Origin of the sequence: Gudongella oleilytica (genome assembly GCF_004101785.1) — a bacterium.
In the GTDB taxonomy this organism is placed as follows: domain Bacteria; phylum Bacillota; class Clostridia; order Tissierellales; family Tissierellaceae; genus Gudongella; species Gudongella oleilytica.
In genome coordinates, this window is the sequence record NZ_CP035130.1 from 1,277,362 (window position 1) to 1,292,763 (window position 15,402).

The 15,402-nt window shown below is 37.6% G+C and carries 12 protein-coding genes; 1 reads left to right on the forward strand and 11 read right to left on the reverse strand.

Going from position 1 to position 15,402, the window contains the following annotated elements; genetic code table 11:
- Positions 1-23 precede the first annotated feature (23 nt).
- Positions 24-782, reverse strand: a complete 759-nt coding sequence (locus EC328_RS06015; protein WP_128425958.1) for a prepilin peptidase — start codon at positions 780-782, stop codon at positions 24-26.
- Between the two features lie 339 nt (positions 783-1,121).
- Here EC328_RS06015 and EC328_RS06020 point away from each other — a divergent pair, with 339 nt between their 5' ends.
- Positions 1,122-2,870, forward strand: coding sequence for an IS1634 family transposase (locus EC328_RS06020; RefSeq protein WP_128425959.1), 1,749 nt, complete (start codon positions 1,122-1,124; stop codon positions 2,868-2,870).
- Between the two features lie 314 nt (positions 2,871-3,184).
- Here the strand turns inward: EC328_RS06020 and EC328_RS06025 are convergent, their stop codons facing one another.
- From EC328_RS06025 to udk, 10 genes are all read right to left on the reverse strand, one after another.
- Positions 3,185-4,654: an Ig-like domain-containing protein gene (locus EC328_RS06025; RefSeq protein WP_128425960.1), complete on the reverse strand. Its 1,470-nt coding sequence runs from the start codon at positions 4,652-4,654 to the stop codon at positions 3,185-3,187.
- A 15-nt stretch (positions 4,655-4,669) separates the two neighbouring features.
- Positions 4,670-5,017, reverse strand: a complete 348-nt coding sequence (locus EC328_RS06030; RefSeq protein WP_128425961.1) for a type II secretion system protein — start codon at positions 5,015-5,017, stop codon at positions 4,670-4,672.
- A 1-nt stretch (position 5,018) separates the two neighbouring features.
- On the reverse strand, positions 5,019-6,113 hold the full coding sequence (locus tag EC328_RS06035; RefSeq protein WP_128425962.1) for a DUF7305 domain-containing protein: 1,095 nt from the start codon (positions 6,111-6,113) through the stop codon (positions 5,019-5,021).
- Between the two features lie 801 nt (positions 6,114-6,914).
- Positions 6,915-8,189, reverse strand: a complete 1,275-nt coding sequence (locus tag EC328_RS06040; protein WP_128425963.1) for an ATP-binding protein — start codon at positions 8,187-8,189, stop codon at positions 6,915-6,917.
- Positions 8,190-8,568: 379 nt separating this feature from the next.
- Positions 8,569-9,258: a DUF2971 domain-containing protein gene (locus EC328_RS06045; protein ID WP_206363820.1), complete on the reverse strand. Its 690-nt coding sequence runs from the start codon at positions 9,256-9,258 to the stop codon at positions 8,569-8,571.
- Positions 9,259-9,698: 440 nt separating this feature from the next.
- Positions 9,699-10,118 carry a type II secretion system protein gene (locus EC328_RS11820; RefSeq protein WP_128425965.1) on the reverse strand — a complete coding sequence of 140 codons (420 nt, stop codon included), beginning with the start codon at positions 10,116-10,118 and terminating at the stop codon, positions 9,699-9,701.
- Positions 10,119-10,458: 340 nt separating this feature from the next.
- Positions 10,459-11,658: a type II secretion system F family protein gene (locus EC328_RS06055; protein ID WP_206363821.1), complete on the reverse strand. Its 1,200-nt coding sequence runs from the start codon at positions 11,656-11,658 to the stop codon at positions 10,459-10,461.
- Positions 11,659-11,667: 9 nt separating this feature from the next.
- Entirely contained in the window at positions 11,668-12,720 is a 1,053-nt protein-coding gene (locus EC328_RS06060) for a type IV pilus twitching motility protein PilT (RefSeq protein ID WP_128425966.1), read from the reverse strand.
- Between the two features lie 12 nt (positions 12,721-12,732).
- Complete coding sequence (locus tag EC328_RS06065) at positions 12,733-14,412, reverse strand: GspE/PulE family protein (RefSeq protein ID WP_128425967.1); 1,680 nt, start codon at positions 14,410-14,412, stop codon at positions 12,733-12,735.
- Between the two features lie 360 nt (positions 14,413-14,772).
- Positions 14,773-15,402, reverse strand: coding sequence for a uridine kinase (gene udk / locus EC328_RS06070; RefSeq protein ID WP_128425968.1), 630 nt, complete (start codon positions 15,400-15,402; stop codon positions 14,773-14,775).

Genomic DNA, 15,402 nt, shown 5'->3' on the forward strand with positions numbered 1-15,402 from the left:
TTATAAGAATCTAAAAATTATTTCTATGTCAATATTTGGAAATACCAATTAATAATACTTTCTTCACAAAGCAGGGTAATGAAAAATCCTAAAATTATGAAGGGCCCAAATGGAATTGGATCTTTCCTTGACTTTATTCCTGAGACTAATAAAAATACGGAGATGACTGCACCAAGCATAAATGAAAGAAATATAGTAAGCAGAATACCCTTGACTCCAAGTACAAAACCTAAAGCTCCAATAAGTGTTACATCTCCTCCGCCCATACCGCCCTTTGAAAAGATAACGATGAGAAGGAACAAGCCGCCAGCAATTGCTAGGCCGATTATACTATCAAGTAAGCCCAAGGGTTTGGCATATGCAAAGTAATTGATAAGCTTATGGATCGACCCAATGATAAGTATGGATAATACCAGACTGTCAGGTATTATTTGCTCCTTAAGATCGATCATGAATATTGCGATGAGAACCGAGGAAATGAGAGCAAAAAAAACAAAATCTATGCTCCAGCCTAAAAAAATGTAAAGAAATATATATGTAAACGCGTTGGCAGCTTCTATAAGGGGATACTGCAAATTGATCTTAGTACCACAGTATCTGCATTTTCCACTAAGTGATAAATAGGATATGAGTGGAATATTATCGTACCACCTTAGCTTATGGCTGCACACAGGGCAATGAGATCCAGGAAATGCAATGCTTTCCTCCCTGGGGATCCGGTAAATAAGAACATTCAAAAAGGAACCTATCAATAAACCATATACAAAAATAATAAAAGCCATATTTATCCTCGCTGATATATTGCTAAATTCCAACAATTATAGTGATATTATACCTTAGAATCGGATATTTGTCACACTATTTTGCATATTATAACAGATTTTGGCATATTTTTTTCCAAATAGTTCCACTATGTGTATGAGAACTATATGATTGCAAATAAACAACTACCTTTTAATATCAACTATCAACGATTAATATACCCGGGTCTTTGACACTTACTTCAAAAAATAATCGCTAAAGCCATTGGAAAGGCTTTATTTTTTTGTCAATTTTCGGAAATATTTATATTATAATATATCGTAATATATTATAATATAAAGCATAGGGGGAGTTTTAATATGAGATTATCATTTTCAAAGTTTAAGAATTCGACTTCACTTTATGTTATCAAAGATGTTATAGAAGGAAATAAACGTACTACTAAAATAGTTGAGAAATTAGGTACTGTAAGAGAATTAGAAGAAAAATTAAATGGACAAGATCCTATTGAATGGGCAAAAGAATATATTGATGAATTAAATAAAAAAGAAGATGAACAAAATAGAGATGTTATTGTGAAATATAGTCAATCAAGGCAAATTGATAAGAATATCCAAAGGTCTTTTAATGGTGGATATTTATTCTTACAGCAGCTTTATCATATGCTTGGATTAAATAAGATCTGTGATAATATCTCTGCTAAATATAAGTTTGAATTTAATCTTGACTCAATTCTTTCAAGGTTAATTTACGGAAGAATCCTTTTTCCTTCTTCAAAATTAAATACTTATCAGGAGTCTAGTAATCTTTTAGAAGAGCCAGACTTTGATTTGCAGCATATTTATAGGGCTTTAGAGGTTATTGCAAAAGAAAGTGATTATATTCAGTCAAAACTCTATGAAAATAGTTTATCTGTTTCAAAAAGAAACGACCGTATTCTCTATTATGATTGCACTAATTATTTTTTTGAGATAGAAAATGAAGATGGACTTAAACAATATGGATTTTCTAAGGAACATAAGCCTAATCCTATAGTGGGAATGGGACTATTTATGGATGGTGATGGTATCCCCCTTGCTTTCGATATTCATAGTGGTAATACCAATGAACAAACTACTCTGAAACCGCTAGAGAAGAGAATTTTTAAAGACTTTGAGTTATCTAAATTCATTGTATGTACTGATGCTGGATTATCTTCAACAGATAATCGTAAATTTAATGACATAAATGGTAGAGCATTTATTACAACTCAGTCTGTAAAAAAATTAAAGAAACATTTGAAAGAGTGGGCTCTTGATCCAACAGGATGGCACCTAGCAGGCAGTGATAATTTATTTGATATTAACCTAATCGATCAAGATGGAGAAAACTATGATAAGTACAAAAATAAAACCTTTTACAAAGAACGTTGGATAAAAGAAGATGGGCTTGAGCAAAAGCTTATTGTTACCTATTCTCTCAAATACAGAGATTACCAACGAAAGATTAGAGCTGGGCAGCTAGAACGTGCAGCTAAGTTAATTACAAACAGAAAATCAGATATCAAAAAGAAAAATCAAAATGACTTCAGAAGGTTTATATCATCTACAAACGTTACAAAGGATGGAGAAATTGCAGATGAAACTATATATGGTATAGATACAGATGCAGTGGTTAAAGAAGAAAAGTATGATGGATTTTATGCTGTATGTACAAATTTAGAAGATGATGCTGAAGCTATTACAAAGATTAACCACAGAAGATGGGAAATTGAAGAATGTTTTAGAATTATGAAATCAGAATTTAAGGCAAGGCCTGTTTATTTAAGCAGAGACGATCGTATACAGGCACATTTCACTACATGTTTTCTTGCATTAGTTTTATATAGATATTTAGAGAAATTATTAGGTGAACAATTTACAAGTCAGGAGATTATTAATGGTTTAAGAGATATGAATTTCTACTCTATTCCAACAGAAGGATATATTCCAACCTACACGAGAACTGATTTTACTGATGCTTTGCATGAGGCATTTGGGTTCAGAACGGATTATGAGATAGTAAGCATAAAAAAGATGAAAAATTATTTTAAGGAAACAAAAAAGAAGAATACATTACGCAGTTTTTAAACAAAGCGAAAACTCTGAAGTGCACTAATTACAATGCATTCCAGAGTTTTTGTGTCTCTCAACTGTCAAAGATGGAATTATACCTTAGAATCGGATATTTGTCACACTATTTTGCATATTATAACAGATTTTGGCATATTTTTTTCCAAATAGTTCCACCATGTGTATGAGAACTATATGATTGCAAATAAACAACTACCTTTTAATATCAACTATCAACGATTAATATACCCTCAGATTAATTTCACCAAAACAAAAGGAGGTATATGTTTACCCCCTTTTGAATATATAAGTTGATTTGCCCAATAGAATGCCTAAAAAATATACGGATCACTGTTTAACCATCCTGTTTTTGATAAAACAACTTTATCTAGGTTATTTGTGTTTACTACCGTTATTTCAACTTCTCCATATACTCCAATTATACCTGTTCCGACAACTCCACCACCATTTTTTGTTATTGTAGCAGTTGCCCCAGCAAGTCCAATTACCTTAATTGTACCATTTTTACCACCTTTTGTTATTGCTACGACTGGCTTTGGTATTTTACTTTGAATTACAGTTAAAGTTAAGTTTACAGGGTTTGAATAGCCTACGACAGTACCTGTTGCATACTTTGTGCCATAAGTCGATGTATCAATAGTTAAAGGTGACCAAGTTATGGGATATGTGTTTGTTGAGCCATCGCTCATTGTAGCAGCTACCTCAGTAGGCGGAGTATATGAAACGCCCTGATTTACTGTAGCAGTAATGTCAGCTATGTCTGTTATCGATAGTGCATTTACGATCACAGTAAGAGTAAATTCTTTAAGGTTACCGTCAATATCCTTATATCCATCTACTGTGCCCTGTGCTGTAAAAGTTCCAGCAATAGTTGAAGTTATCATTGTATCCCAACTCAACACAGGAACCTCATGAGTAAAAGTATTGCTTCCATCGGAAGATTCTGCAGTAACATAATCAGGCATAGCAAATAACTGTCCTTGATTAATACTAATGGTAATATCATCTATATTACTAATCGTATAATTACCAACAACCACAGTAAATGTAGCTGTACCATTATACCCTACTACTCTACCTACACTTGTTCTCATTCCTGTCGTTGAGGTATCAATTGTTGAAGGCGTCCATCTTGCGGCTACTTTTCTTGTCGACCCATCGGACATCGTTGCTGTTACTCTAAGCGGCGTTGATACAGCAGTATTTAGTTGGGCATATGCTGTTGGGGGATCAGCTAAGCTCACTATAGATACAGGCGTAACCCCATCAGCATTATCAGTGAAAAATTCTACATAAATACCATTTGTATCACCGGTAATGCCAATTTTATCCAGATTTAAACCAACTACTTCAGTTTTAAGATTAAATTTCGTGGTTCCACTCTTGCCAATTGTATAGCTTATCATATTGTTTGATGTTTTTTCAAATAGCAAGGTGTAATCATCAACATTTGAAGTCCCGATTATTAATGAGTCTGATCCTGCATCCTTATAAATTATCTCTCCATTTTCCAAATAAATCTGGTGGGAATTAGGTGTAGGAGTAGTAGGAATTGTCGATAAGATCTTAATGCTATTCGCATATCTGATTTTCTTGGCAATAAAATCAGTAGGCATCCTGACCTCAAATTGGCTATCAGCGCTGTCTCTGGACAAAGCAAAACTCCTAATCCCGAATATGTTCATTGAGAAAATAATTGAAATTACTAGACTGAAGATCGCAATAGTAATTATCAGTTCAACAAGCGTTACTCCTTTTCTGTTGTGGAAATAATTATTCATGGATTCCACCCCTTATCAGTATTTCGGTTGAAATACAGTAATACTTACCGATCCAGTTCTAATTGGTTGACTTAGCGTCTCAACATTCCCCAATGCTGTAATTGTTGAACTATCTGAAGAAAATGTAATAGTTAAATTTGAAGGAGAAGGGTCACTATCTTTCTGGTTTAGCACTATTTCTGTTTGTCTTTGGGTTTCAAACCCAGCCTCTGATTTATCCCCTGCCAAAGTAATCCAACTGAAGCCGTTTGTGAATATACTGAGTACTGAAAGCGCAACTATACCAATTATTGCCATAGCTACAATAACTTCAATTAACGTGAATCCATTTTCTGCTTTTTGAATCGATTTTATCCATCTCATACTAATCACTCCAAATGGCTCTATGGTATCCAGCTACTCCTTCAATATTCAAATCTGCCATATCTCCAGATCCTTTGCTTATGATTGAATTACTATCAGGTCCATCAAAAGTATTGCAAATAAATGATCCAAATATTTCTGAGTTACCACCGCCATTATATTCTATAGTGGCATTAGGAGCATATATCGTTACATTCGAATCGGGTGAGCCATTAAATTCAATTGTATCTGATTTATCATAGTAAATATAAAGCTTTGTTTCACTATCAGTTCCTATAGTTGCAGTTCCTGAGGCTGATATTGATCCTGAAATATATAGGTGAACCTGTCCTCCTCCATGAGCATAAAACTGTGTATTACCATTTATATTTATATTACTTAGTGTACCCTTTAATTTCCCATCTACCATTGTATAATTTTCAGTGTTAATATCTATTGTACCGTTCTCTATAACAGTCGGAAAATCAGCAGGGTTAATTGATGGTAATACCATAGGTACTGTAAGTGTATTTACCAAATGTCCTGGTACAATATTGCTTTCTGCCTCAGCAACGTCTGATGGTGTAGCAGCAACTCCCAATGTTATATTACCATTTATCAAAGTATTGCCAAAGGTTATGGAAGCACCGTTCGTACCTATATCGCCGTTTATTGTGACATTGTTTCCTGTATCAATAATCTGATCTGCAAATATCGCATGATCCAACAGGTTCAATTCTTTCATTGTGAGATAAACCCTAGATTCCTCCGTTCCTTGCGGTGAATAAGAAATTGATTCAATAATAAATTCATGCTCGGTACCAGTGACATAAATCTCAAAATCTCTTCCATCAATCTCACCCACAGCGGGTCCTAATTTTGTTTTTTGTATAATTCCATCCAATTCTGCGGGGTTTGAAATCAGAAATGAAGCCATCGCATCAGCTCCGCCTCTTGCTACAAAATAGCTTTTCATCTTATTCTCTTGGATAGCTACTTGTTTGTTCTCAGATAAAGAAATTGCAAGAACAGTGGTACCAAGTATTGTTAATATAAAGAATATAATGATTGTTACAGCAAGAGCTGCTCCCCTTCTATTTTTGAGAAATTTACTCATCTTATAACACCTCCATTCTGCAATAACCCCTGATATATGAATCTTAGACACACTATATTATACATTTTCTGAAATGTAATTTACTATTACTAGGAATTAACAAATTAAGAAATAAATTGCCAAATTCGAATTGCTATTCACTCTTTAAAAATAGAAAATTTCAACATTATTATACCATTTATTGGGAAAATAATAATATTTTTTTAAAATAAAACAAAAATATAAACCTTTGGAGCCATTATACCCAAGAAATACGTTTGTAATTCAGTTAAATACAGTATCTTTGATTTTTTATATCTTGTCATATACAGTGACATCCTGTAACTAGTATATAGATGTCAATTATTCAAAATCCGATTTGGACCTATATGGGTGTTGTTATTATGCATAGTATAAGTTACAATAAGAAATCTAAAATAAACTATCAATGAAAAATATCGATAAATATCCAAGAAATAGAATCCCTGTAAAAGTAATCGGATAATTACCAACTCTATCCTTATTCTGCCATAGAGCGAAGAGAACTAAGGGTACCTATGAATTTAACAATGTAAATTCACAGGTACCGATGGTGCTTGCCATGAAGGGGTTAACCTCGTATAATCCATAGTCGAGGAAATCAACTGTTAAAAGATAATCGACTATGTTGAATGCACCAATTCATATTAAATGCCAGAATAGTAATCTTTTTTGGTTGTATAACATAAAAATAACTCCGTTCATTTTTTTCATCTCTTTTCCTTAGGGAATCTTTAATTTGAGTGAAATCGTTAATCAATTCTCTCATAATGTGAGATTAGATTATGGTTTTAAGGCAGTGATCGGAACCACATAAACTCCATCCTCCCTTAAATATGCAGCCTTGCAAATTCCACAGACTACGCACATGACCTTTGGTGGTTCTCCCCCATCGTCTGCTATTTTGTTCTTTATTCTTATCAATGCATTTGCTGCTTCATCGATCTGATTGCTACCAAGCTTTATCTCTATGGCAATCCAGTCTCCATTCTCCAATTCTACAACTGAGTCGATCTCATCCCCATCATAATCTTGATAGTGATATAGCTTACCATTAAAGGATTCTGCATAGATCCTCAAGTCTCTTTCACATAGTGCTTCAAATAGAAAGCCTAATGTGTTCAAATCGTTAATAAGCATCTTAGGAGTTGCATTCAGTAAAGCACAGGCTAATGAAGTGTCCACAAAGTGCCTCTTATCCAGCTTTTTCAATCTTGTTGATGATCTTATATTTGAAGAGAAAGCTTTCTGGTTCTCTATCAGGAACATTCTTTCAAAAAGAGTCAAATATGTCGAGATGGTATCTTCATCCAGATCATCTTTTTCGTGTTCCCTTATATCTTGTCTTAAAGTTCTCATCGAAACCGTTGTGCTTTCATTCCTTGCCAAGGACCTAAGGAGTAGATTCATCTTCCGAGTGTTCCTATTGATCCCTTCCAGTCTATATATGTCATGGTTGATAGTTGAATCTAAATATTCTCTTGCAAGAGTGGTATACTCCGATGCTTCAATACCCAAACTCCCTGGCCATCCCCCCCTGATTATAAGGTTTATGATCCAGTCTAAACTTGCCTCATCAACCCCAATGTTCTTGTAGTTTCCATTGCAAATTTCATTAAAGGAAATCTGCCCAGATGAGTCCTTCGACTCGTACAAAGACATTGGTCTCATCCTTAAAGTTGATATTCTTCCTGCACCACTATGCAGAATCCCCTTTTGTGCAGGAGTGGCGGAACCTGTCAATATGAACTGCCCCTTTTTACCTCTTTGGTCCACTTCAAATCTTACAGCATCCCATAGTTCAGGAACTTCTTGCCATTCGTCTATCAGCCTTGGTGTATCCCCTTCCAAAACCAGTTTGGGATCTATTTTTGCTAAAGATTTGTTCTGGAAATTTCCAGCTGGATCTCCTAGATATAAGTTGCTATTGCTGTGGATATTAGCGGTCCAGGTTTTTCCACACCATTTAGCACCTTCAATGCAGACCGCTCCAAATGTCTTTAAATGACTTTTTACAGCTTCATCAATGATTCTTGGTAAATAATCTTGATTCCTCATATTATTTCACCTCAACTATATTATAAAGCTATTCGGTCATTTTTGCAATTCTCATTCGGTCATTTTTCAGTTTTATGTTCGGTTACTTTTTTATATATAACCATTTGGACGAAACAAAAATAGCCACAGGGCTTCGTAATGCACTGTTTTCAGCACATCACAGCCTTGTGGCTATTATATGAATGTTATTGGGGTATCCCCCCTATGGAATTTTGCGATTTTTCACACGTGACCCTGACGCGGTCACCATTTGCAAGGGTTGTAGGGATTAGACTCCCCCTGTGTAATGATTGGTGGCTCAAATTTAAGCTGTCAATGTCATACTCAGATTTGAGTAAAAAAATCACGTTGATAAAATCACGTTCAAAAACTTTCCTGATTATTTAATAGTGCCCTTCAATGAACTTTCTTCGAATCGTACATTGTTCAAACCTAAATTCTTAACAGCTTCCTTTGTCACATTCTTCTTATACTCAGCCATGAATGGATTAAATGTAATTATTAAATCATTGAAGAAGGTATCATTCAAAGAGACATATAAACACTTAGCATCTTTAATAAGATTTGCATCATCAACTATAAAATACCTAAGCTCCTCTTCGTAACTCCAGACTTTTCTCTTTTGACATGCCATGTAATAAACATGTGTGGATCTAAATCCATCATTACCTTGAGAAGGGCTCTTGCTAGCAAGATCATCATCATACTCAACTTGTCCATATAAGATTCCACCGACCTCATTTAGATTAATTAAATTCTTATTTCCTACGTCAGAATAGAAATAGGATTCTTGAGTAAAGACCTCTACATTTGGAAAGCCAATTCTAATACCATTTTCTTTATTTGCATAAATGTGCCACAGCGGTATGGACTCTTTTGCAGAATAAGACAAACAACTAGCGAAAAATTTTACATGTTCATTTCTAACAGATTCAGATAAATCGTTAAAATTATCTACCTTGTTAAATTTTAGAACCCTATTAATTAGAATATACAATAGACTTTCTACTGTTGTGTAATGGTATAAACACCCATGTTCTTCAAATTGCTCCATGAATTTATTTTTCAAATAATCATCCTCCATGAGATTCTAAAAAACACTTCTCCAAAAACGGATACACCTCATTCAATCAATCAACTAATTCACCTGCTCCTAAACCTTTTCTTATATTTCCAGTATACCACAACACCAATTAAGCAAAGTCCCCCAATAACACCAAAGGCTCAGAATCTAATGATCCTAAGCCTCCTTGTTGGTTTTAATTTAATTTGTTATTTTAAGTGGTAAGACAGTGAACCTGTCCCCTTACTGTTATCTTTTCTGCAAATAAAAAGCTGCGGCCAAGAGATTTTTCCATCGACCACAGCCAAATAATCATTTCACTATAAGACAGTGTTCCTGTCCCTCTGTCTTGTAGAAATAGCTTAATCTTAAGTGTCTATTGCTTTCTACAATAAGTTAATAAGTTAGTGCCTATCACCGATTAACTTCATAGACTGACTTTTCCTTTATTTAACAGTTCCATCATTAAGCCATCCAGCTGTAACAGCGGCTTTTGCTTCTACCTTAACAGTATAAGGTGCCGTACCTGATATGGTAAATTGCCAACCATCAGTTGCAGCAGTAAATTGTTGACTTTTGGGAACTTCCGCTAAATACTTAGGTACTACTGCAGTTTTAATTGTAGCTGCCGTAGGCGCTGTAGTAGCTAAATTTAAAGTTCCATCAGCTTCAGCTAAAGATATTGCTGATTGAATTGTTCTAACTGATGCTGCATCAGCACTTATTGCTGCATTATTTCTTGCGCCTGTTAATCTTGGGATTGCCAATGCAGCCAATATACCTAATATTGCAATTACAACAACTAGTTCAATAAGGGTGAACCCTTTCCTCTTCTTGCTCATTTTTTTACTAATTAATTGATACATTTTAATTCCTCCTTGTGTTTTTTATTTTTCATCGACTTGCCTTAATGTATATGAATTTTATTAAAGCCGTTCCTTCAATTCACAATGCACAATTCACAATGCACAATGAAAAGATTTAAGATTCTTCGCTATTGCTCAGAATGACAAATGCTGAGATCCCTCCACTTCGGTCGGGATGACAGGGTTAAGATTCTTCACTCCCGCTCAGATTGACAACTACTGAGATCCCTCCACTTCGGTCGGGATGACAGAGGAAAGTGGCCGGTAATGACGCGAATTATTGTAATAATTCCAATATACAGCCATTATGAACCTAAGATAATTATTTGTCAATGATTCACTATACCGTCTGCATCATGTCGAACATTGGCAGATACATCGCGATAACGATGAAGCCTATCATTATTGCCATAAAGACTATCATTATGGGTTCTAAGAGTGAGGTCAGCTTAGTTAGTGCAACCTCAACCTCTTCATCGTAGAAGTCTGCAGTTTTCATAAGTATGTCGTCCAGAGAACCTGATTCCTCACCGATCTTAATCATAGAATCAACCATTGGAGGGAAAACCTCAACATCCTTTATCGATCTTGATAGGGGTACTCCCTTTCTGATCTGCTCGATACCGTCCAGCAATCTACCCTCAATAACTTTGTTGTTAACAACTCTTGACACAACCTCCATTGACTTTATGAGAGGGATTCCTGAATCCATAAGTGTCGATAATGTTCTTGTAAAGCGTGAGGTCACTACCTTTGCAGTTGTGTCCTTTACAACAGGCAATCTCAACTTTAGCTTGTCGAAGTTTAAGCGCCCTTCATCAGTCCTCATATATGCTCCCAAGCTGGTGGATATTGCAATCAGTGCTCCAGCGTACAGATACCAGTAGGTTTTGATTGAATCACTTATCCCTAACAACAGTCGTGTGGGTCCAGGTAGAGGTACTCCACTGCCTGTAAACATACCGACGAAGGTCGGCATTACGAATACCAGCATAAAGACAACTACTGCTACACTTACTACTGCAAGGGCTGCCGGGTAGATCATCGAGCTTTTTACCTTGTTTTCTATCTTGTTTTCTTTTTCAAAGTGCACTGCCATTCTTTCAAGGATCGCATCAAGGTTACCACTGACCTCTCCCGCCTCCACCATACTTGTAAGTATTGATGGAAACACTAGTGAGTGCTTTTTCATACCCTCTGATAGAGCAAGGCCTTTTTGAACGTCCTCATTGACCACTCCAACAGCAGCCTTTAGTGTCTTGTTTTCTGTCTGAATCTCGAGGATATCGAGGCACTTTACAATACCCAAGCCTGCATCTATCATTGTGAAGAACTGCCTGCAGAAAACTGCAAGGTCCTTTTTCTTCACCTTTTTCTTGAACAGTTCAAACCTGGCTTCCTCTCCAACGTCTCTTTCAACCTGAAGAGGCATGTAGCTGTTGGCTTTTATCATGGCAATAACGTCTGATTCACTGGCGGCATCGAATACGCCCTCGACAGTCTGTCCATTTTTTGCTATGGCTCGGTACTTGTACTTCATCAGCCTCACCTACACAATGTATTTTTTGATCTCTTCCTGGTTGACCGCCTGGGTCAGCGCAATGTCTTTTCTTAGAAGTCCTCTGTTATAAAGATCAACCAAAGACGAATCCATGGTCTGCATCCTGAACTTCCCGCCTGTCTGGATGCTGGTATCTATCTGGTGTATCTTGTCCTCACGTATTAGATTCCTTATGGCAGGAGTTGCAATCATTATCTCATGAGCTGCAACCCTTCCCTTGCCGTCTCCCTTGGGCAGAAGCTGCTGGGATATTACGGCCTGGATAACAGATGCAAGCTGTACTCTTACCTGCTGCTGCTGATATGGAGGAAAAACGTCTATGATACGGTCTATCGTCTTTGCAGCTCCAAGGGTATGGAGTGTGGAAAGGACCAAGTGCCCTGTCTCAGCTGCTGTTATTGCTATTGATATGGTGTCAAGGTCTCGCATCTCACCGACCAGGATAACATCCGGGTCCTGCCTGAGTGCTCCTCTTAAAGCACTTGAGAAGCTTTGCGAGTCCGATCCTATCTCTCTTTGGTTAACTATCGACTTCTGGTGTCTGTGAAGGTATTCTATCGGATCCTCCAGTGTCAGTATGTGGACGTTACGTTCCCTGTTGATCTGGTCTATCATCGTTGCAAGGGTAGTTGATTTACCGCTTCCTGTAGGCCCTGTTACAAGTATCAAACCTCTTGGAAGCCTTGTAAGATCACTTATTACACTTGGCAAACCAAGCTGCTGCATTGTTGGTATCTCAAGTGGTATGATACGAAGCGCCATTCCATAGCTGCCTCTTTGAATATATGCATTGACCCTGAATCTGCCCTTTCCGGGGCTTGCATAGGAAAAGTCCACCTCTCCCTTGTCCTTGAGAACCTCGAATTGTTTTTCACTCAAGGTCTGCTTTACAAGCTCCTCGGTGTCACTTGGCGAAAGTGGCTTATCGCCCAAATGGATCAAGGCACCGTTGATCCTAAGATTTGGAGGGATCCCGACAGTGATATGAATATCCGATGCGACTCTTTTTAATCCTTCATCCACAATTTGATCTATATTCAATGGTACCGCCTCCTATCCAAGGGTAAAGCCTACCCTCATGACCTCTTCAAAGCTTGTCTTACCCTGCTCTGCCAGTGCTTTTGCTGACTGGAACAGAGTTGTCATACCCTGCTCCAAAGCTTTTTCCCTTATTTTGTCGGTATTGGCTCCGGTGTCGATCAGCTTACGAATCTCTTCGTTTACAGGCATTATCTCGTGAACTGCCGCTCTTCCTGAGTAGCCTGCGTTGCAGGCGTTGCAGCCTACGGGCTTGTGCAGTACCAGGGTCTTGTTTGTATCCATTCCAAACATTTTCAGCTCATTGTAGCCTGCCTCATAGGGCTGCTTGCATTTGTTGCAAAGGGTTTTTACAAGCCGCTGAGATACGATACCGATTAACGCTGAAGATACTATATATGGCTCAACACCCATATCTATAAGTCTGGCTATGGTCGAGGGGCTGTCGTTGGTGTGAAGTGTGGACAGTACAAGGTGTCCTGTTATCGCAGCCCTTACTGCTATCTCAGCCGTCTCGCTGTCACGTATCTCTCCAACCATTACTATGTCAGGGTCCTGACGGAGTATGGAACGGAGCCCGGATGCAAAGGTCAGTCCGGATTTTACGTTTACCTGCACCTGGTTTATTCCGCTTAAGCGGTACTCTACAGGGTCTTCAACCGTGATTATATTTTTCTCTATCTGGTTCAGCTCTCTCAGAACTGTGTAAAGCGTTGTAGTTTTGCCGCTTCCGGTAGGCCCGGTTACAAGGATCATGCCGTAGGGCTGTCTTAGAATCGTATCAAACAATCCTAAGTTGTGCTGGCTTAATCCAAGTCCTTCCTTGTTGAAGTTGAAGCTGGTTTTGTCCAATAGCCTTAGAACTATTTTCTCTCCGTATACAGTCGGAAGAGTCGAAATACGCATATCGATCTCCCTGTCATTGATCTTTGTTTCCACACGGCCGTCCTGAGGTACTCTCTTTTCAGCTATGTTCATCTTGCCGATGATCTTGATACGGGTTACTATGGCTGAGTGATTTGACCTTGGAAGGCTCATAATCTCCCTCAGGTCCCCGTCGATACGGAAACGGATCCTGATTTCCTCGGCGTATGGCTCAATATGGATGTCGGATGCTTTGCTCCTTGTCGCCTGCTCGAAAAGTGAATTTATAAGCCTTACTATTGGAGCTGAGGCGACCTCGGCCTCCTCTACATCATCAAAGTCGTTTTCAGTATATACTGCTCCATCTGTGAATTCCTCAAGCACCCTCTTGGCACTTGCACCTGAGTAAAACCGGTCTATTACTTTGTTTATATCAGCACCGGTAGCAAGGACTGATTCAAGCTCCATTTTCGTATAGAGCTTTATATCGTCGACAGCAAAGAAGTTCAATGGGTCTACCATGGCGACTATCAGCTTGCCATCCTTTTTATCTATGGGGATAAGCTTGTACTTTCTAACTATGCTCTCAGGCAGTATTGTTGCAACTGACTGGTTTATCTCATATTTGTTAAGGTCGATCCTGGGAAAGCCCAGCTGAAATTCGAGGACCTCAACTATATCCTCCTGGGTCACAAAGCCAAGCTCTACAAGAACCTCTCCCAATTTGCGGTTGGTTCCGTTTTGGGACTCAAGGGCTGTGTTAAGCTGTTCCGAGGATATTTTGCCTGCATACAGCAATAATTCCCCAATTTTAAGCGTTGATTTCTGCATCTTTCACCCTTCTCCCCGATCGCTTGACAGCAGCAATGATCTATGTTTGGCGTTAATTTATATCAATATTTTTGAATATTTCATTTATTTTAGTCCGATGTCAATATTTTATAACGAAAATACCATAAAATCAATGTTTATTTCCAATTATATTTCAGCTATGAACAAATTGTCACAAATATTTCCATTGTAATATTATTTGCCAAATATGAATGAAATGCAACAAAAATTTGATCAAATAATAAATAATTCAGTTTGATATCGTATAAAATACCCATAAGTTAACTTTTTATGAACAAATATTAATCATTTTCAAAAAAATTAAACTGCTGATTTCTAATTTCAGCAGTATATTTATCGTTACTTAACTTTTCTGTTTACTATGTCATTTACCTTTGTAACGATTATGTCGATGGCTACCTTATTGTAGCCGCCTTCAGGAATGATAATGTCTGCATACCTCTTTGTAGGCTCGACGAACTGCATGTGGGCAGGCCTGACGGTTGTCATGTATTGCTTTACTACTGAATCCAGGGTTCTTCCTCTGTCCTTGATGTCCCTTAGTATCCTCCTGATGACTCTTACGTCTGCATCAGTATCTACAAACAGCTTTATGTCCATAAGGTTTCTAAGGTCCTCGTCGTATAGGATAAGGATACCTTCGAGAACGATTATGTCCTTTGATTCAACAAGGACAGTTTCCTTCTTTCTGTTGTGATTCTCAAAGTCATATATAGGCTTTTGAATCGATTTACCGTCGAGAAGGTCCTTGAGGTGGCTTATAAGAAGCTCGTTATCGAAGGCAAAAGGGTGATCGTAGTTGGTCTTTACTCTTTCTTCGAAGCTTATATCGCTCTGGTCCTTGTAGTAGGAGTCCTGCTCTATAATAGCGACATTCTTGTCAGTTATTGACTTATATATCTCCCTTGTTACGGTTGATTTGCCAGAGCCTGTTCCTCCTGCTATTCCTATGAGTATGGGCCTTTTCAC

What these genes read in the sequence shown, in the direction of transcription:
- EC328_RS11820 (WP_128425965.1), bottom strand. Translation starts at nt 10,118, where the DNA reads ATGTATCAATTAATTAGTAAAAAAATGAGCAAGAAGAGGAAAGGGTTC.
- EC328_RS06015 (WP_128425958.1), bottom strand. Translation starts at nt 782, where the DNA reads ATGGCTTTTATTATTTTTGTATATGGTTTATTGATAGGTTCCTTTTTG.
- EC328_RS06020 (WP_128425959.1), top strand. Translation starts at nt 1,122, where the DNA reads ATGAGATTATCATTTTCAAAGTTTAAGAATTCGACTTCACTTTATGTT.
- EC328_RS06040 (WP_128425963.1), bottom strand. Translation starts at nt 8,189, where the DNA reads ATGAGGAATCAAGATTATTTACCAAGAATCATTGATGAAGCTGTAAAA.
- EC328_RS06055 (WP_206363821.1), bottom strand. Translation starts at nt 11,658, where the DNA reads ATGAAGTACAAGTACCGAGCCATAGCAAAAAATGGACAGACTGTCGAG.
- EC328_RS06025 (WP_128425960.1), bottom strand. Translation starts at nt 4,654, where the DNA reads ATGAATAATTATTTCCACAACAGAAAAGGAGTAACGCTTGTTGAACTG.
- EC328_RS06065 (WP_128425967.1), bottom strand. Translation starts at nt 14,412, where the DNA reads ATGCAGAAATCAACGCTTAAAATTGGGGAATTATTGCTGTATGCAGGC.
- EC328_RS06035 (WP_128425962.1), bottom strand. Translation starts at nt 6,113, where the DNA reads ATGAGTAAATTTCTCAAAAATAGAAGGGGAGCAGCTCTTGCTGTAACA.
- EC328_RS06030 (WP_128425961.1), bottom strand. Translation starts at nt 5,017, where the DNA reads ATGAGATGGATAAAATCGATTCAAAAAGCAGAAAATGGATTCACGTTA.